Source organism: Chryseobacterium sp. PMSZPI (genome assembly GCF_002835665.1).
Classification (GTDB): Bacteria; Bacteroidota; Bacteroidia; order Flavobacteriales; family Weeksellaceae; genus Chryseobacterium.
In genome coordinates this window covers 1-20,033 of sequence record NZ_PIZV01000078.1, presented here as the reverse complement: position 1 = coordinate 20,033, position 20,033 = coordinate 1, and the positions used below count along the sequence as shown (strand labels likewise).

Genomic DNA, 20,033 nt, shown 5'->3' with positions numbered 1-20,033 from the left:
AACAGAAGCTTGATACTGCCTTGCTTAGCAATATTGGAAACTGGTTTATTCAACATAAAAATTTTAAAAAATCACAACAGGAACAAACTGAAAAAAATAAAAAATTACAACAACAAATTGATCTCATTTTTGAAGAACTGAAACCATTTAACTTTAAAAAGGATTTTAAAGAGGATTTCAAAGTTCAGCGAGAAACCTTAGAAACCAGGAAAAAAGAATTTTCACAAAAACTGGATCATTTAAAAATTCAAAAAGAGCTTTCTCGTTTTGCCAATGAATTACATGACGGCGAAGATTGTCCGCTTTGTGGCTCCAAAGAACATCCGAATATCGTGGAGTTTCATGATGTAAATACCGAATTGCAGGAAATTCAGGAACAACTTGCTACTACAGAACAAGAAATTCTGAAAATTCAGAAAATGGAAGCTGAAATTGAAAAAATTCTGGACCGAAAAAAAATATTTGAAGATCAACTTACTGCTGAACAAAAAGAACTACACCAACTCCAAAAGGATCTTGAAATTCATATTCAACAATTTATCTGGACACCATTCAGCCCGGATCATGAGGATGAGTTTGAGAAAAAAAGAACAGACTCTTTTGCTTTAGATAAAAAGATTGAAGAAATTGAACGAAACCTTGTCTTAGAACGGGAAACACTTGATAAAGAAGGTAAACTTTTAGAAAAATACAAAACTGCTCTTGAAGCTTTCAAACTCGAAGAGGCTACAAAACAGGAACAGATCAATATTAATCGCTCTCATCTTAAAGTGCTAGACTGGCACAATTATGAACAAAAGAATGTCCCTGAAATTGAAATAGCCTACCAAAAGCTGGTACAATCCAATATTGAAATTGAGCAAAATTATCAGAAGACCTCTCAGCAGGAAAAAATTCTTGCTCCAAAACTGGCAGAACAAAAAGCAATTGTCAGTCAATCTGAAAAACAGATTTTAGAGCTTGAGAAAGAAATTTCAAATAATAATGAAACAGTTGATAAAGCATTGGCAGCGCAAAAATTCAAAGATTTTAAAGAGGTTGAACAAATTTTACGTCTGGAAATTAATATTGAACTTGCCAGAGCTCAGATTCAAAAGTTTAAAATCGATTTTGAAACCTTAAAGAAAGTCATTGAAGGATTGGAACTAAAGCTTAAAGGTCTTGCATTCAATGATGAACAATATTCTTTGACTGAAAAACAATTCAATGAGGCACATCAAGAACTGAAACAGGTCAATGATTCAGTTGTGAAAATGGGATCAGAAGTAGAACGATTAGAAAAAGAATATCGTAAAAAGGGTGAACTACTCACACAACTTGCTGCCCTCCAAAAGCGTTCTGATAATCTTAAATTGATGATCAACTTGTTCAAAGGAGCAGGTTTTGTACAATATGTATCATCTATTTATTTGAGACAATTGTGTGATCATGCCAATGTGCGTTTTCATAAAATGACCAGAAATCAGTTGAGCCTACAATTGAACGAAAATAACGATTTTGAGATTATAGATTACCTCAACGAAGGAAGAAGCCGAAGTGTAAAAACACTTTCCGGGGGTCAGGCTTTCCAGGTATCATTAAGTCTTGCTCTGGCTTTGGCAGAAAGTGTTCAATCTAATGCACAAGCTGATAAAAACTTCTTTTTTATTGATGAAGGTTTCGGAACTCAGGATACTGAATCGGTAAATATTGTATTTGAAACGCTTACCAACCTAATGAAAGAGAACAGAATTGTCGGAATAATCTCACATGTTGAAGAGCTTAAAGAAAAAATTCCGACGGCACTCAATATTGTAAAAGATGAGGAAAGAGGAAGTTTAATTCAGATCATCTGATTTTAAAACCACAAATCGAAGATTCGACAAAGTCAAAAGTCACAAAAGCTTTATTTTAAAACACTTTAGTACACTTAAGTAAGTTGACAATTGTCCTGCATAAAAAGTTCACATAAGCTGAAAATCGAAGATTTTCGTAAAACTTAAGTGTACTTAATGTCCGTAAAGTTTTTAACTTAAAAAATAACTAAAGTGTTTAAAATGCTTTTGTGACTTTTGTGATTAAATATGACCTGTAATTACAAGTTTTGAACCAATGGTTTTACTTCCTTCCCGAATAATTCGATAGACTTCATCATTACATCATGAGCAGGATCTCCCACATCCATATGCCCGATAAATCGTGTGATTCCGAAAAGTTCTTTCATATAAGCAATTTTATCTGCTACCTCAGCTGAACTTCCGATGAATAAAGCTCCATCTTTGCTTCTTCCTCCGTCATACTGCATTTTAGTATAAGGTGCCCAGCCTCTGGAAGCTCCTATCCTATCCATTTGAGATTTATAATTATGGAAATAACCATCCACAACATTTTGATCATCGCTTACAAAAGTATGTGAGTGAATGGCAATCTGCATAGCTGACATATCATGTCCTGCTTTTTGATATTCCTGTTTATAGAATTCAATCAGATTTTTAAACTGGATAGGCATTCCTCCAATGATTGCCACTACCAAAGGCATTCCTAATTTCGCAGCACTCAGAACAGACTGTGGTGTACCTCCAACAGCTCTCCAGATTGGAAGTTTCCCGTTATTTTTAGCTCTCGGGTATACCGTTTGGTTCTGCATTGGAGCACGCAATTTTCCTGACCATGTTACATTTTCCTCGGAGTTGATTTTCATTAATAAGTCTAATTTTTCATCAAAAAGCTCCTCATAATCATTCAAGGAATAACCGTATAAAGGAAACGACTCAATAAAACTTCCACGCCCTACGAATATTTCTGCTCTTCCATCTGAAATCAAATCCAATGTTGAAAAGTCTTCATATACTTTTACCGGCTCGGAAGAACTTAAAACCGTAACTCCACTTGCCAATTTAATATTTTTTGTAATGCTGGCTGCCGCTGCCAATACCATTTCCGGGGAAGAAACGGCGTAATCCGGACGGTGGTGCTCACCCATGGCGAAAACATCAATTCCCACCTCATCCATTAATTTCACCTGATCTAATATTTCACGGATTTTGATTCCGGCATCTTTATATTTTCCGGTTGACTGATCAAACGCCAAGTCACCGAACATTCCTATTCCTAATTCCATATTGTTGATTTTAGTGATACAAAATTACCACTATGAAAAATCAAAAACATTGATGTTTGATAAGATCGTAAAGCGTTGCCGTTACATGCAAACTTTTACCTAGCTTTAGATTGTTGGAATAAAAGAAGTTTTAACAAATTGCTTTTAAGACACAAGAAAATCAAAAATTTTCAGCAAACATTGTATTTATAATTTTGCCACAAATGCACTAATAAAATAATTCGTGCATTCGTGGCAATAAACAAAATCCAGTCGAGGTGACTGGATTTTTTTATTATTTTTTCAAATACTGATCAAAATAATCTGTTACTTTCTGCATCAGATGAACTCTGTCCTTCCCAATTACATTATGCGGATGCCCCGGATACACAAAATAATCCAATTGCACTCCATTATCTACAGCTGCTTTGATGAACTTTATAGAATGTTGCCATACTACAACATCATCTTGTGCACCGTGAATCATTAATAATTTTCCTTTAAGATTCTGAACTTTGTCTAAAAGATTGGCTGCAGCATATCCTTGTGGATTTTCCTGCGGAGTATCCATATATCTTTCGCCATACATAATTTCGTACATATTCCAATCGATAACAGGTCCTCCTGCTACTCCTACTTTAAAGACATCAGGATTACGAAGCATAAAACTTGTTGTCATAAATCCTCCAAAGCTCCATCCGTGGATTCCCATTCTTTCGGCATCTACATAAGGAAGGGACTTCAGATAATCTACACCTTTCATTTGATCCTTCATTTCCGTTGTGCCCAGGTTTCTGAAAACAGCTTGTTCAAATTTCAACCCTCGGTTAGATGAACCTCTTCCGTCCATGGTGAAGATAATATATCCATTTTGTGCCATATACTCATACCATAAATTTCCTGAGGCCGGAAAGCTATTACTGATCAATTGTAAATGAGGTCCGTTGTATAAATATACGATGACCGGATACTTTTTATTAGGATCAAAATTGGTAGGAAGAATGATCTTTCCGTATAAAGGAGTCCCGTCGTCTGCCTTTAATTCTACATTTTTAATTTCAGGTCTCTGATAATTTTTTAATGGATTTTCAGAAGTAAGGATATTGGTAGATTTTAAATTAGCCGTGTTAATAATATTAGCTACTCTTGGAGAGGTCGGATTACTGTATGCATCATACAAATAATTCCCATCACTACTCAATACTCCGGAGTGCATCCCTGCCTCACTATCCAATCTCTGCATCTTGAAATTAGCCCAGTTAATCTTATATAAATGTCTTTCTAAAGGAGTTTCTTTCGTTGAAATAAAATAAATATCCTTCTTTTTCTCATTAAATCCTAAAATCTCTGTCACAAGCCAGTCTCCTTTCGTTATTTGGGCAACCAGACCTTTCTCTAAACTATAATGAAACAAATGATTGTACCCTGTTCTCTGGCTTTGCCAGATAAAATCAGTGTTGGAATTTGGGAAGAAGGTAAGAGGATGCTGTGGCTCAACATATTTACTGTCCGTTTCTTCAAATAATGTTTTCACCAGCTCTCCTGTTACCGCATCATATTGATTCATTTTCATATGATTTTGTCCTCTGTTAAGAACTGCTACAAAAATGTACTTCGAATCCGGACTCCAGGTAATTGCTGTTAAATATTGATCTTTCTCACCTTCAACTTTTAAGAAAGTTGTTGATTGATTTTTGATATTGTATACCCCTAAGGTCACCTGATGAGAAGTTTGACCCGCCATTGGATATTTAATATTATGGTTAACAGCAGGGGTCACAGACCAGTCAATGATCGGATAATCTGCTACCATCGTCTGATCCATTCTATAAAAAGCAACACTTTCGGAGTTTGGAGCAGGGAAAATACCGGTATCAATACCGAATTCATTTCTGTGAACTGCCTGTCCGCTGATGATATTCTCATTCGCTTCATTGGTAACAGCAATCGTTTTTCCGTTCTTATTCACAAACAGATTGTTCTTTGCTGTAAACGCAAAAGTCTGACCGTCACCAAACATTTTAACATTCACAGCATCCAGGTCTACTGTTACTTTATTTTTGATTTTCCAGTCGGCACCAGATTTTTCAATCCAGAACATTTTACCTCCTGTATTAAAGTATGCATGTGAATTATCTGCAAATTTAATTGGTGGAAGAGCTTGCAACTGATCATTCGAAAGTTGTCTGTTCAACTGTGTCATAGATACTAAAGTATCCTGTTTGTTGGTTTTTAAATCTGTAATCAAATATCCGCCTTTCACTGACTGGATATAAGATTTTCCATCTGCTGACCATGAAAATTGGGAAATATTTTTCACGGCAAGGTTTGTTCTCATTCCATTTACAGCCTCCGCCATTGTAAATTTCTGTGTCTGGGCCAATACAGAACTACCCAAAACCAGCATCAATAAAGAAAATTTATTTAATTTCATTGTATAGAATTGAATCCCTCAAAAATAAGAAATAAAAACCATCCGTTAAGAAATGTTAAAATAAAACATTCATAAAATAAATTTAACGAAATGATTGAAATTATTTCTTAACTTAATAGTAGATTTTGTGGATGTTATTGCTCAACACAAAGCGACAAGAAAATCTCTAAATCTCACAAATGTTGTACGTTTTAATTAAACCATCGGACAGATATGTATGATAGAATAAAGAAAAGTTTTGATCGGCAAGGATTAATGAAAACTTTGGGTGCCGAATTACTCAATGTAGAAAAAGGGCAGGTAAAAATCTCATGTCAGTTTTCCGAAAAACTCACTCAACAACATGGATTTTTTCATGCCGGCGTAGCTACCAGTATCGTAGATAGCGCTTGTGGTTATGCAGCATTAACTCTGATGCCGGAAAATGCAGAAGTATTATCGGTAGAGTTTAAAATAAATTTTATGAAACCTGCTAAAACCGATAAGCTTATTGCTATAGGTAAGGTTTTACAGTCAGGAAAAACATTAACGGTTTGTGAAGGCTATGTATATGATAGCAGCGAAGAGAAATTATTATCAAAGATGACAGCGACGATGATCAGTATATTATACTAAGGTTGAAAATTGGATAAATAAGCGTAAAGCTCATTTCTTATCCTATATCAATGTTTCATACCTGGTCTCTATCCTAAATTTGCATCATTAATAACAAACAAAATATAACACAATGGCAACAAAATGGAACCTAGACCCAACACATAGTGAAATCACTTTCAAAGTAAAACACATGATGATTTCTAATGTAAAAGGAAGCTTCAGAAACTTCACTGCTACAATTGAATCTGAAGATGAATTCTTCGCAAACGCAAAAACTACAGCTACTATCCAAACTGATTCTGTATTCACAAACAATACAGACAGAGATAATCACTTAAAATCTGCAGAATTCTTTAACGCAGAAGTACATCCGACAATCACTTTCGAATCTCAAAATTTGAACAATGAAGTGGTTGGTAACCTTACCATCAATGGAATCACAAAACCTGTAACATTGGATGTAGACTTCGGGGGAATCAATGTTGACCCATGGGGAAATACAAAAGCTGGATTCTCTTTTGAAGGAAAAATCAGCAGAAAAGACTTCGGATTAAACTGGAATGCAGCCCTTGAAGCTGGGGGTGTAATGGTAAGTGATGATGTAAAAATCGCTGGTGAATTACAGTTTGTAAAACAAGCATAATTTTCAATATACTTCATAAAAGGTTCAGGGATTTGTCTAAAAGCCTTGAACCTTTTGTTATTTTATAAATCCTTATGAAATATGAATCTTAACGATCTTCAGAACATAAGCGAAAGTTTCAACAATACGCAAAGAATGCCTGTTTTATTTCTCGGGCATGGTTCGCCTATGAATGCTATTGAAGAAAATCAATTCGTACAGGGATTTCGTAAAGCAGCCACAGAACTCCCTAAACCCAATGCCATTTTGTGTATTTCAGCTCATTGGTATACAGACGGTACTTTTGTAACCGCCATGGAAAAGCCTAAAACCATTCATGATTTTTATGGTTTCCCCAAAGCATTATTTGAAGTACAATACCCAGCTCCCGGCAGCCCGGAACTGGCAAAAGAAACTGCTGAGCTATTGTTGCCTGCAATAGTAGAAGAAGATCACAACTGGGGACTTGATCACGGTGCCTGGTCTGTGATCAAACATATGTACCCTGAAGCTGATATCCCGGTAATCCAACTCAGTATTGATCATACTAAGCCTCCACAATATCATTATGATCTTGCCAGACAGCTTAATAAACTCCGTGAAAAAGGAATCCTTATCATCGGAAGCGGAAATATTGTTCATAACCTACGTTTAATCGACTGGAAAAACATCAATACTGTAGGCGCCGGCTGGGATTGGGCAATAGAAGCCAGAGAAAAAACCAATAATTGGCTTCTCGACGGAAATTTTCAAAATATAATTGATTATCATAAACAGGGAACTTTTCTGCAATATGCAGTTCCAACGCCTGATCATTATCTTCCGCTACTTTATACTTTAGGGTTAAAAGACCGGTCTGAAGAGCTAACTTTATTTAATGATGAGCTTATTGGAGGTTCTTTAAGTATGACAAGTGTAAGGATTGGATAAAAAGAAAAGAAGCCGGATACCGGAAGAAAGGAGGCTATCAAAGTTATAAGAGTTTGCTTAAATTTTATTTAAACCATTAAGATGAATTAAGTTGTTAAGGTTAATTAAGAAAAAAATCAAAGATTTTTTATAAGCAAAATGCCTTAAAGCGGAGCTCAAACTTAATATTCTAAAAATCTTAAGAATCTTAATGGTGAAACTTATTTGTAATAAAAAATGACAAATTGATTTATGACATAATATTCTTAAAATTTAAACAAGCTCTAAAACTACATCCACATTCCTCTTCCAGCACCCAGTTTTTATTTTTTTAGATTATTGTACTGCTTTCAGAACGTTAATATTTCCATAGCCAAAGCTGGAGTTAACGTTTGGATAGTATGTCGCAGACTGTCTCATTTTATTAAGAACCTGATCTCTTGTCCACGATGGATTTTTAGACCAAACCAAAGCAGCTATTCCTGCCGTAGCCGCCGTAGCTACTGAAGAACCTCCCACATAATCCGCTTGTCCGTTATAGTAACTTAAAACCGGAACTGTATTTCCCGAAGCTCTTTCCATCTGAAAAGTAAAATCTATTTCTTTCCCGGAATGGCAAACATCACATTTCTGATTGGAAGTTCCTTCTTTCACTCCTGTTATTGCTTGTGTTTCCGGCATCCAGGCCGGGAAAATAACGCCTACAAAAGAAGTAAAGCTTGTAGAGGTTCCTCCTGCACAGAAAATTAATTTACCTCTGGCATAAGCATATTTTACTCCATCCTCGATTTTACCCACTGAAAAGATATGCCCCATCGACATAGAAATAATCTTTACATTGGCATTATTTCCCAATTCTGTAAATGCTGTTTTTACACCATCTTGTTCGCTGGAAGTATCCAACACCACATTAGCAGCCGCACGGTAAGCAATCAAATTGGCGTTATAAGCAACTCCTACGGGTAATCCGGCATTATTTCTGGGTGCTGTCATCACTGAAGCCATTTTAGTACCATGTCCGCACTGATCGGCAGAACCATCTGAGTTATAAACACCAAATTTACTGATTGTTCTTCCTGATGAAGCTCCATTATTGAAATTATTTCCCAATAGTGTCTGTTCCGGTGAAACTCCCGTATCAATCAAACCGACAGTCACTCCTGCTCCTGTACTATAGTTCCATGCATCAGGAATACTATGTTTGGTAAAAGCCCAGGGAATTTTTGCACTCGGAGTCGTTGATGTATAATCTACTGCATTTAAAGTTGTTGATGAAAAGCCACATCCTGAAGAGCCACTGCTTGAAGATCTTGCTGCAGTATTGAACTTGCTCTCATTTTCAAAATAGTGATAATCCCCCGGCTCAAGATATCGGATTGTTTTCAATTGACGAAGAGCCGTAATGGTTTCTTCATTTTCGATGATCACATCCATTTGATTAAGATATTGATCAGTTGCCTGGAGGAATCCTCTTTCATCTTTTCCTTCATGTTTTTTAATCACTGACAGGATCTCATTTTCTATTGCTTTGTTGTTAGGAGATTTACTTCTGTCAAAGTCATCTTTAGAATCACCAAATCCGATAGATGCTTTTCTGTTTCCACGGAAAATAGCACTCCATAAGAAATGATCAGATTGTTGGCTCCAATTAAAAGAACCATCTGTTTTGATGGATTGATTGATCTTATCATTGATCTGTTTAGCCGTCAATGGATCTTTCTGGCTCATTTCAATTTTAGAATTTTCAGTTGGTAGTTCTTCCCTGTTGCAAGAATGTAAGGCAAAAAATATTGCCAAGAGGAATACAGTTTTTTTCATATGTTATAATTTTGGTTGGGACCAATATAACACTTTAGGAGGAATTACAAACTTTTTAGAAATGAATTTAGCATTATATAAATATTAAAAATTCACTATAAATCAAAAGATTACAAAAATACCCTATAGTATTTTTTCATAGCAAACACTTGTATTTACATTTACATATTGTCCATAATTGGGAATTTTATAGAAGCCACCTTTTTCATAAACAGAAATAGCCGTCTTCAGATCCTGGGAAGTTTCCAAAATTGCTTTTTCAAAACCCAAATCTTTAGCCCAGTTTTCCAATTCCTTAACTATTGCAGAGGCTAACCCTCTTTTTCTGAATGCCGGATCGGTATACATTCTTTTAATTTCAACAATACTTTTTGAAAATGGTTTGATTGCACCACATGCAGCCGGAACTTCATCTATATAAACAACAATACAGTGTTTAATTGTATCAATTTTATTGAACTGATCAAAAAAATCATGTTCATCGCCATTATGGGAAGCGAGAGTTGCATCAAGGTGTTTAACCAGGTTTTGAAAATCTATATTTGAGGAATCTGTCCTATATATATTCATGTTTACCAGATTTATTTTTTGTATTTATAATTCTGTTTACAATAAAAAAGCTCCCTTCCGGAAGCTTTCATTTTTATATTTTAAACTAGTTGACAACAAATTTTCTTTCGTTGATCAATTCTGCAATAGCCAGCATATCTTTACCAATCAGCCTGTCATCTTCCAGCTTGGAGACTTTAGAACGAAGGATAGTAAAGTTTTCTTCAATAATTTTAGAACATTTTGAAGGCCTTCTGAATTCCAGTCCTTGTGCAGCGAACATCAACTCAACAGATAAAATATTCACCAGGTTTCCAAGAACCTGATTGAATTTTCTTCCCGAAATACTTCCCATAGATACATGGTCCTCTTGTCCCAAACTTGTAGGAATAGAATCAGCTGAAGCCGGGAAACATAATGTTTTATTTTCCGTAACCAAAGCCGCAGAAGTATATTGAGGAATCATAAATCCTGAATTCAGACCTGAGCTTTCCGTTAATAATCTTGGAAGCCCATATTTACCTTCCAGCAATAAATAGCTTCTTCTATCTGAGATATTCCCTAATTCGGCAGCTGCTAATGTTGCATAATCTAAAGGTAACGCCATTAATTGACCATGGAAATTCCCCCCAGAAATTGATTCTTCAGCACTCAGTACAATCGGATTATCTGTTACAGAATTCAATTCTGTTTCTGCCATATTTTTAAGATGCTCAAAAGCATTTCTGCTTGCTCCATGTACTTGCGGTACACATCTCATGGAATAAGGATCCTGTACTCTTTCGCAATCTTCATGGGCTTTCATATTTTCCGATCCTTTTAAAAATTTAAGCATTCTCGCCGCTACTTTCTTACTTCCTTCAAAAGGTCTGATTTCATGAAGTTCTTTCTTAAACGGGCTTGCTGATCCTCTATACGCTTCAAGACTCATTGCAGCAGTCATATCGGCAAGATCTAAGAGATACTCAAATTTTTCAAGACCTTTGATGGCATGTGCTAAAATGAACTGTGTCCCGTTGATTAATCCTAATCCTTCTTTTGGACCTAATGTTAATGGTTCAAGATTATGTTTTTCCAACACGTCTTTTGTGTCGGAAACCTGATTTTCTTCCCAAACCTGACCTAACCCCAATAAAGGCAATACCAGATGTGCCAAAGGTGCCAGATCTCCTGATGCTCCCACAGATCCCTGTTCAGGCACTACAGGAATAATATCTTTTTCCAGCATCAGGATCATTCTTTCAATAACATCCAGAGAAACTCCTGAAAATCCTTTTGATAAAGCATGAACTTTAGCAATCATCATAATTTTTGAAAGTTCTTTGTCTATTGGCTTTCCTACCCCTACTGCATGAGAAATAATCAAGTTATATTGTAATTGTGCTGTTTCATCAGCAGATATTTTCGTATCGCACAGTGGTCCAAACCCTGTATTAATCCCATATACACATCTATCGGATTCTACTATTTGCTGTACGTTTTTCTGTGATTTTAAGATTTGTTCTTTTGATGCTTTATTAAGCTTGGCTTTATTAGGTTTTTTACATATTTCCAGAACATCATGGAAAGTAAAAACATCTACTCCGTATATCATTTCTAAAAAATTTTCTTAAAATTACGCATTTAACAATAATTGGAAAAACTAAATTTTAATCTTCTATATTTTTCTGATAACACATAATTTAATTTATTATTTTTATCACCAAAAATTAAAAATAATAACACATGAAACTTACATCTTTACTGCTTATGCTATGTCTGGCAGCTACGAATACTTTCGCCCAGAAAGTAAAATATTCTAAAGAGGATATCAAAAAAATGGAAACTTATCTTTTCAATGAAGGTTTTAATACTCCCTCTCCAAAGAAAACGTCAACCATCATTTTAAAAGACGGAACTTCTTACAAAGGTTTTTGTAATAAAATCGAAACCAAAAAAGGACAAATCTATGAAGTAGCCATCAAAGACAGTGTAACCAAAAAGAACACTACTTTTAATGCTGATCAGATCAGCGAAATGTATGTATACCCAAGCAATGCAGAAAAAATTGCCAAGGTGGCAAAGTATATGGGAAACATCAGGAATTTTGGTACGAAGAAGCTTACGAAAAACACTAATAATGACAGAATATATTTTGTAAACCAGACCGTTTCCTTAAAGAATAAAAAAGATGATAAAGAATTTCTGATGCAGGTAATCAATCCTGGTTTTGATGATATTATTGCAGTATATCATGATCCCAGAGCCAAAGAAACCACCGGTTTTTCTGTAATGGGTTCTCCACAGCTAGGTGGAGGCGTTATTAAATCTTATTATGTAAAAAAAGGAAATAAAGTTATGTGGCTTCACAAGGATGACTTTGAAGACAATTATGATTTTCTTTTTGGAGACAATCAGGAATTCATGAAAAAATACCCCAAAAATTCTGTAGAATGGGATTACTTCAGCTTTCTTGTAAACGAGTATACCACAATGACAAATGGATAAATATTTCAAATCAATAAGAGAGGAAACCTGTAGAATAATCTGCAGGTTTTTCTTTTTTTAAATATGGAAAGTTTCCTTAATTTTGTTATATGAATCCTTCTTTAGAATTACAGCTCAAAACCTTACCATCCGAACCCGGCGTTTATCGTTATTATGATAAAAACGAACAACTTTTGTATGTTGGGAAAGCTAAAAATTTAAAAAAGAGGGTTCTCTCTTATTTCAATAAAAATCTTTCCGGATACAGGATCAAAATAATGGTAGGTAAAATCCAGCGTCTTGAAACTACCATTGTAAATAGTGAATATGATGCCCTTTTGCTGGAAAATAATCTCATCAAGGAACATCAACCGTTTTATAATGTCATGTTAAAGGATGACAAAACCTATCCTTGGATTTGTATTAAAAATGAAGATTTCCCAAGAGTTTTTCTCACCCGAAATGTCATCAAAGACGGTTCGGAATATTATGGCCCTTATGCTAAAGTACGTCCTGCTAAAATTTTACTGGACACGATCAAGCATATTTATAAACTAAGAACCTGCAACCTTAATCTTTCTCCGGCTAAAATAGCAGAAGGAAAGTATAAAGTCTGCCTTGAATATCATATTAAAAACTGTGAGGGCCCCTGTGAAGACCTGGAAAGCAAAGAAGAATATGATGAAAAGATCGATGCCATCCGTGGAATGATCAAAGGAGACTTCCGAAAAGCCAAAGAATATCTGGTAAATCAGATGATGAAACTGGCCGCTAATCTTCAATTTGAAGAAGCCCAGATCATTAAAGAAAGATTAGACATTCTTGAAGATTATCAGGCTAAAAATACAGTTGTCAACCCTAATATTGACGATGTAGACGTTTTCGGAATGACTAGTGATGAAACAGCCGCCTATGTCAATTTCTTTAAAATAAGAAATGGAAATATCATTCAGAGTTTCACGACAGAAATCAAGAAGATATTGGAAGAAACAGATGAAGATATTATGGAAGAAGCTTTGATAGAAATTCGTCAGAAATTCTCCTCTGATTCGAAAGAGGTTCTTTTGCCTTTCCATTTATCTGTAGAAATTCCTAATGTAAAACTGATTGTTCCAAAGGTAGGAGACAAAAAAAGAATTGTAGAACTTTCAGAAAAGAATGCCAAAGAATACCGTCTGGAAAAATTAAAACAAGTACAGATTGTAGATCCGGAAAGACATACCAACAGAATCATGGCAGAAATGCAAAAACTGCTTAGAATGCCTGTGGAACCAAGACATATTGAAGGTTTTGATAACTCCAATATTCAGGGGACCAATCCTGTTTCTGCCTGTGTTGTATTTAAGGACGGCAGGCCAAGCAAAGCGGATTACAGAATTTTCCATCCTAAAACAGTAGAAGGACCCAACGACTTTGCTACAATGGAAGAAGTTATCTATCGTCGTTATAAAAGAATGCTGGACGAGGGAGAAAATCTTCCGCAACTAATTCTGATTGACGGAGGAAAAGGACAGTTGTCATCGGCCGTAAAAAGTTTGAGATTATTGGGTCTTTATGGAAAAATAACCATCGTCGGAATCGCCAAAAGACTTGAAGAAATATTCTTCCCGGAAGACCCTATTCCATTATATCTTGATAAAAAATCCGAAACATTAAAAATTCTGCAAAGGGTACGTGATGAAGCACACCGATTTGGGGTAAAACATCATAGAACACGGAGAAAAAATTCTACCATAAAATCCGAATTAGAAGAAATTCCGGGTGTTGGAGAAAAAACAATAGAGCTTTTACTTTCCAAATTAAAATCTGTAAAACGCATTAAGGAATCTAACTTGGAAACACTTGAAGAAATTATAGGAAAAAGTAAAGCAAAAATAATCTGGGAGTTTTTTAATGCTAACTAATATTACGATCTTTCATAAATAACAACTTTATTATTCTAAAGTTGTTATTTTATTTTCTCAATATGAGACATCTCCATGATTCACCTCTATATCATTATAAAAACAATATTAATAAATCGTAATTATTAAAATATTCAATAATAAATAGCTATTATTTATATTTTTTTCATAAATTAGTATTGTTAAATAATTTTGGTGACTATATACAATTTTACACCACTGTCATTGATTACGACGAAATAACATTCATCGACGGGAAGGAGATAATCTTCGATTTCTGACACAGATTGAAGGTCTGCAAACGCAGTTCAAAAGAATCTCATAGTCCGGCTTAGATTCTTCATTTCACTTCGTTACATTCAGAATGACAGGTTCAATAAACTAACTGCATTAGTCTAAAATTGTATATAATTACCATAATTTTATCATTATCTGTATGATCGCAATACCTTAGGATAAAAAACACATCATCATATATAAAACGAATAAGCTCTTTTTTCAAGAGCTTATTTTATTTTTAATTGTCAATAATAATCTATTTACTAGTAAATACTTCTTTTGAATATTTTCCGTCATTCTGCGGAATATCAATAACAATATTTCCATTTTCAAAATAACCGATAGTGGTCATTTTATTGGCCAGCTTAACAATAAAGACATCTTTTTTCGACGTAGTGATAAATATAGCAAATGGTACAGAATCACCTGCTTTAGCTAAAATAAACTGGTTTTCATCAAGCTGAATTTTTTGTAAATCTACTTTTCCATTTGAAAAATTACTTGATGTAGGAGCAACGGACGCAGATACTGTAGAATTGGAACTTTGTGACGTATTATCAGTATTTGGGACCTGGGCAGGCAACATTGCAACAGGATTAGATATCGTTGTCTTCATTAAAGCTTGCTGTAAAGCATCCTGATATCCTTCTTCAAATTCCTTGATATTGGAACGCCCTTTAGATTCCAAAATAAGCTTATTATTGCAATCTTTGAACTGTAATATAACCTTATTCGTAAATAAACTCTTATCGTTTATGACATCAGCATTAAGAACATTACAGGCATTGTTTTTAGCTTCCGCAGGCCATAAATCTTTATTGGCAGGTAGAATTTCATACTTCTTCCCTTTTAAAGCTTTAGCTAATAGTCCATCCAATCCAAAATTATCATTAAATGTTTGAAATTTATCCGGGATGGAAACATATTTATAATCCGACATTTTTTGTCCAAAAGCTATAGTTGAACAAATTGCCAACGTGAAGATGAATACCTTTTTCATTATCTTATCATTTTAATCATTTCTGAAAGCTCCCATATCTAACTTAAGAGAGAAGAAATTAGAATAAAAATTAGAGCCTCCTATCCCCGAATTTGTAATAGCATAATCAAGGGTGAGTCCTCTATATCTTATTCCGATACCTGCACTCGGCTGGAAAGAAACTTTTCTCTTAAGATCTTCTATATCCGTAATCGATTGAAACCTGTTGATTCCCAATCTCACAAAAATCATTTTTTGATATCCTAATTCTGCTCCGGCATAAGGGCTTATACTTGCAAAATCTGTTGAAATCAATGACGCTGTTTTAGCAAAATCAACATTTAATCCAGCTTCTGGCAATACATATACGCTGCTGTTGATTTCAAAGAGTTTACTTGCTCCTACATTAAGTTTTGGCATGGTAAGCTCCATCTTATCTTTTGGAGCCGGGTTAAATTCTTCCCCGTTCACCACTGCAGATAGTTCCTTTTGATTAATACTCCAAAAGTTCACTGTAGTTGTGATATCACGAACCATTCCTCCAAATTTCCAGCCATTATCAGCTTTATAGATTGCGCCCACATCAAATCCGAAACCATATCCATTGGCAAACTTTCCGACATTTCTATACACAATTTTTGCATTTACCCCTACATCAAGGTTTGGATTTCCTCCCGGCCTAAATGCATAAGAAAGGATTGCAGCATAATCCGATTGAGAAAATTTAGTGATTTTATCATAATCAATATTCCCTTCAGAATCAATCATTTGGGTGGTATTCAAAATATTATCTACCCCAAGTCTCACCACAGAAACTCCAAAAACTCCTTCCTCCATTACTTTAGCATAAGCCAGATAATCATATTTTGCAATAGATTCAAAATATTCGGCGTGCATGGCAGCTCCTTGCCAATCTCTATCGATAGACATTAAACCTGCAGGGTTCCACATAGGAGCATAAACATCATTCTGATTAGAGATTACTGCACCTCCCATAGCCAGCCCTCTTGCTCCGGCTCCAATATTTAAAAATTCATTTGAATATTTCCTTATAATCTGAGATTGCGAGAGCCCAAACAGTAGTGAAAATGCAAGTAAAAAATATTTTTTCATCATATAAATTTGATGCTAGTTAAAGTTTTTTATTTTTCTGGCTTTAATTAACCCGTTTACAATGATTGCCAGTATCATAACTCCTGAAGCAATATAAAATACAGGGCTCATATGTTCCGATTCCCCAAAGATAAAAAAAGCTAGTATAATTCCGTAAACCGGTTCCAAATTAACTGTTAAAATTAGAGTAAATGGAGAGATATACTTCATTAGTTTTACCGACTCCAGCATCGGAAAGGCAGTAAAAACACTGGCTAACAAGCATATTAACGCCAAGTCTCTGTAGTTTATTTCATTCATTTGAAAAATTTGCCCGGAAAACAGATAAAATAACATTAAAATAAACCAACCACAAAAAATTTCATAAAATATAATATTTCCTGAGCTGGTTTTCCCAAACATTTTCCCGTTAAAAACAGAAAAAATAGTCCCGAATACAGCACAGAGAATACCATAAAAAATACCTTCTTTAAAATGAAATTCCGTTTTAAAAATTAATAAGATACAAGAGACAATGACGACTCCCATTATCACTTCAGAAATATCAATTTTTCTTTTAAAAATAATAGGTTCCAATATTGAAGCAAAAAGAGTAGACAACGATAGGCAACTCAACGCAATAGAAACATTGGAAACTTTAATGGAATAAAAAAAGCAGAACCAATGAAGCGCCATCGCCAATCCAATAGCTGCCAATTGAAAGAATATTTTTTTAGAAACTTTTATACTCTCTTTTTTATAGACTCTAAGAAAAATAAATAGAAAGATTGCAGCAAACAACATTCTGTAAAATACAAGAACCTGTGCATTCGCATGAATCAGTTTTCCTAAAATTGCAGTGAACCCCCATAAAAATACTATTAAATGCAACCTGAAAAGCGCTAATTTATGCATATCCTAACCTCTTTGAAATTTTAACATGCAAATTTACAAATAGCAATCACAAATATTGATAAAAAGATAAATTTAATCTAAAAATAATTTTAAAAGCAAAAAAATAATAATCTGTATTTGCAAAACGGTTACAAAAAACCCTGAAAATTTGTTAAACTTTCAGGGCCTTCAAATAATAAACTATTAAAAAAATAAACTAGGAACTGAGTATTTTTCAGGGGATATCACCCTCTGTTACTCTGATGTAAAGTTAGAAAAAATATAAATCATTTAAAAATATTTTTTAGTTAAAAATTTCACAATTTACTAAGAACCAAAGTATTAAACACCTGTTTTAGTTTAGATTTATATTCTTTATAAAAATAGTATCTTTAAGCGTAAAAAATTGAAAATTCTATGGACATCGAATTCAACAAACGAGAAGATCAAAACAGATTAAAATTATCAGAACTCAATCGCTTGCTTGCCGAAATCAAAAAAGGAGGCGGTGAAAAGAGACTTCAAAAGCTTCGTGAAGAAGGAAAAATGACGGCAAGAGAAAGGATAGATTATCTTCTTGATAAAGATTCAGATTCCATAGAAATAGGCGCGTTTGCCGGATATGAAATGTATCAGGAACATGGAGGTTGTCCCAGTGGTGGAGTGGTAATTGTTATCGGATATGTTTCCGGAAGACAATGTATTGTAGTAGCCAATGATGCGTCTGTAAAAGCTGGAGCCTGGTTTCCAATTACAGGAAAGAAAAACTTGAGGGCTCAAGAAATCGCCATGGAAAACAAGCTTCCAATTATCTACCTGGTAGATTCTGCAGGTGTTTACCTTCCAATGCAGGATGAAATATTCCCCGATAAAGAACATTTTGGAAGAATATTTAGAAATAATGCTAAAATGAGCTCCATGGGAATCATCCAAATTTCGGCTGTAATGGGCAGTTGTGTCGCTGGAGGAGCTTATCTGCCTATTATGAGTGATGAAGCAATGATTGTGGATAAAACAGGTTCTATTTTCCTTGCAGGAAGCTATCTTGTGAAAGCCGCCATCGGAGAAAGTATCGATAATGAAACTTTAGGCGGTGCTACAACCCACTGTTCAATTTCGGGGGTTACAGATTATAAGGCAAAAGATGATAAAGACGCTTTAGACAGAATCAAAAATATTATGAAATCTATCGGAAGTACTGAAAAAGCAGGCTTCGACAGAATAGAAAGTTTTCCTCCAAAAGAAAACCCTGACAATATTTTTGGAATCATGCCGGTTTCCAGAGCGGAACAATACGATACTTATGATATTATTAAATGTATCGTAGATAACTCCGAATATGAAGAATATAAACCCGACTACGGTAAAAGTATTATCTGTGCAACAGCCAGAGTTGATGGCTGGTCTGTAGGAATTGTTGCCAATCAGAGAAAATTAGTAAAAAGTGGTAAAGGAGAAATGCAGTTTGGTGGTGTAATTTATTCAGATTCTGCTGATAAGGCCACCAGGTTCATTGCTAACTGTAATCAAAGAAAAATTCCTTTAATTTTCTTACAGGATGTTACCGGATTTATGGTAGGTTCCAAATCAGAACACGGAGGTATTATCAAAGATGGGGCAAAAATGGTAAATGCCGTTTCCAATTCTGTTGTACCTAAATTTACTATTATTACAGGAAACTCATATGGCGCAGGAAATTATGCAATGTGTGGAAAAGCCTATGATCCAAGATTAATTGTTGCATGGCCTTGGGCAGATCTGGCTGTAATGGGTGGAGCGCAAGCTGCAAAAGTATTAGCACAGATTCAAGAATCTACATTAAAGAAACAAGGTAAAGAAATCTCAGAAGAAGAACATAACGAGATTTTAGATACCATTTCAAAAAAATATCAAAAACAAACGGAATCTACATATGCTGCAGCAAGATTATGGACTGATGCAATTATCAACCCTGTAGATACCAGAAAATGGATTTCTATGGGAATTGAAGCGGCCAACCATTCTCCCATTACAGAGAAGTTCAACTTAGGAGTAATTCAAGTATGATAAATTTTCAAATACAATAAAATCGCGACTATCTCTATTTTGAGATAGTCGTTTTAGTTTACCATTTAAAAACTAATAAAATTTACTTTTAGCTCCTTATCAAATAAATTATCCATCTAATATCAATTCTATAGTACATTTTCCAACTTCAAGGAATCAAAGTACCCAAAATACTTATAAGCTGTAAAGATTCCTTTTATTCCCAGGAGCTTTATCCTGCTATCCACTCATACTCCTCGCACCAACGCACTCCCATTCATATCCCTTCAACTTTCCAACTCATGCTGCGGGGTAACCGTTGCTATGGTAAGTTTACATTACTTAAAATACTTGAATAAATTAGTGTAAAAATTAAACCTAAAGAG

At 34.7% G+C, this 20,033-nt stretch carries 15 protein-coding genes; 7 read left to right on the top strand and 8 right to left on the bottom strand.

Annotated features, from left to right (window positions below):
* Positions 1–1,835, top strand: a 1,835-nt coding sequence (locus CW752_RS16290; protein WP_317044742.1) for an SbcC/MukB-like Walker B domain-containing protein, incomplete at its 5' end; no start/stop codon positions are given.
* A 239-nt stretch (positions 1,836–2,074) separates the two neighbouring features.
* On the opposite strand, the gene CW752_RS16285 is transcribed toward CW752_RS16290, so the two are convergent.
* Positions 2,075–3,100, bottom strand: coding sequence for an LLM class flavin-dependent oxidoreductase (locus CW752_RS16285; RefSeq protein ID WP_101240757.1), 1,026 nt, complete (start codon positions 3,098–3,100; stop codon positions 2,075–2,077).
* A gap of 274 nt (positions 3,101–3,374) precedes the next feature.
* Positions 3,375–5,513, bottom strand: a complete 2,139-nt coding sequence (locus tag CW752_RS16280; RefSeq protein ID WP_101240756.1) for a S9 family peptidase — start codon at positions 5,511–5,513, stop codon at positions 3,375–3,377.
* A 213-nt stretch (positions 5,514–5,726) separates the two neighbouring features.
* On the opposite strand from CW752_RS16280, the gene CW752_RS16275 reads away from it, so the two are divergent.
* From CW752_RS16275 to ygiD, 3 genes are all read left to right on the top strand, one after another.
* Positions 5,727–6,128, top strand: coding sequence for a PaaI family thioesterase (locus tag CW752_RS16275; RefSeq protein WP_101240755.1), 402 nt, complete (start codon positions 5,727–5,729; stop codon positions 6,126–6,128).
* A 112-nt stretch (positions 6,129–6,240) separates the two neighbouring features.
* Positions 6,241–6,753 (top strand): YceI family protein, encoded by a 513-nt coding sequence (locus CW752_RS16270; protein WP_101240754.1) that lies wholly within the window; start codon positions 6,241–6,243, stop codon positions 6,751–6,753.
* 81 nt (positions 6,754–6,834) lie between these two features.
* Positions 6,835–7,662 (top strand): 4,5-DOPA dioxygenase extradiol, encoded by an 828-nt coding sequence (ygiD, locus tag CW752_RS16265; protein WP_101240753.1) that lies wholly within the window; start codon positions 6,835–6,837, stop codon positions 7,660–7,662.
* Positions 7,663–7,977: 315 nt separating this feature from the next.
* Here the strand turns inward: ygiD and CW752_RS16260 are convergent, their stop codons facing one another.
* The 3 genes from CW752_RS16260 to hutH form a co-directional block, all read right to left on the bottom strand.
* Positions 7,978–9,459 (bottom strand): S8 family peptidase, encoded by a 1,482-nt coding sequence (locus tag CW752_RS16260; protein WP_101240752.1) that lies wholly within the window; start codon positions 9,457–9,459, stop codon positions 7,978–7,980.
* Positions 9,460–9,582: 123 nt separating this feature from the next.
* Positions 9,583–10,029 carry a GNAT family N-acetyltransferase gene (locus tag CW752_RS16255; protein WP_101240751.1) on the bottom strand — a complete coding sequence of 149 codons (447 nt, stop codon included), beginning with the start codon at positions 10,027–10,029 and terminating at the stop codon, positions 9,583–9,585.
* Between the two features lie 85 nt (positions 10,030–10,114).
* Complete coding sequence (hutH, locus tag CW752_RS16250; RefSeq protein WP_101240750.1) at positions 10,115–11,602, bottom strand: histidine ammonia-lyase; 1,488 nt, start codon at positions 11,600–11,602, stop codon at positions 10,115–10,117.
* 131 nt (positions 11,603–11,733) lie between these two features.
* Between hutH and CW752_RS16245 the strand changes: the two genes are divergently transcribed.
* Both CW752_RS16245 and uvrC read left to right on the top strand, forming a co-directional pair.
* On the top strand, positions 11,734–12,495 hold the full coding sequence (locus CW752_RS16245) for a hypothetical protein (protein WP_101240749.1): 762 nt from the start codon (positions 11,734–11,736) through the stop codon (positions 12,493–12,495).
* 89 nt (positions 12,496–12,584) lie between these two features.
* Entirely contained in the window at positions 12,585–14,378 is a 1,794-nt protein-coding gene (gene uvrC, locus CW752_RS16240; RefSeq protein ID WP_101240748.1) for an excinuclease ABC subunit UvrC, read from the top strand.
* 535 nt (positions 14,379–14,913) lie between these two features.
* On the opposite strand, the gene CW752_RS16235 is transcribed toward uvrC, so the two are convergent.
* Genes CW752_RS16235 through CW752_RS16225 form a run of 3 tightly spaced genes read right to left on the bottom strand, consistent with a single transcriptional unit; the run spans position 14,914 to position 17,643 of the window.
* Positions 14,914–15,657 carry a hypothetical protein gene (locus tag CW752_RS16235; protein ID WP_101240747.1) on the bottom strand — a complete coding sequence of 248 codons (744 nt, stop codon included), beginning with the start codon at positions 15,655–15,657 and terminating at the stop codon, positions 14,914–14,916.
* Between the two features lie 12 nt (positions 15,658–15,669).
* Entirely contained in the window at positions 15,670–16,752 is a 1,083-nt protein-coding gene (locus CW752_RS16230; protein ID WP_101240746.1) for a PorV/PorQ family protein, read from the bottom strand.
* A 12-nt stretch (positions 16,753–16,764) separates the two neighbouring features.
* The gene (locus tag CW752_RS16225) at positions 16,765–17,643 is read right to left on the bottom strand and encodes a DMT family transporter (RefSeq protein ID WP_101240745.1); all 879 of its coding nucleotides are present in this window, start codon (positions 17,641–17,643) and stop codon (positions 16,765–16,767) included.
* A 396-nt stretch (positions 17,644–18,039) separates the two neighbouring features.
* Here CW752_RS16225 and CW752_RS16220 point away from each other — a divergent pair, with 396 nt between their 5' ends.
* Positions 18,040–19,668 carry an acyl-CoA carboxylase subunit beta gene (locus tag CW752_RS16220; RefSeq protein WP_101240744.1) on the top strand — a complete coding sequence of 543 codons (1,629 nt, stop codon included), beginning with the start codon at positions 18,040–18,042 and terminating at the stop codon, positions 19,666–19,668.
* The last annotated feature ends 365 nt before the right edge of the window (positions 19,669–20,033 follow it).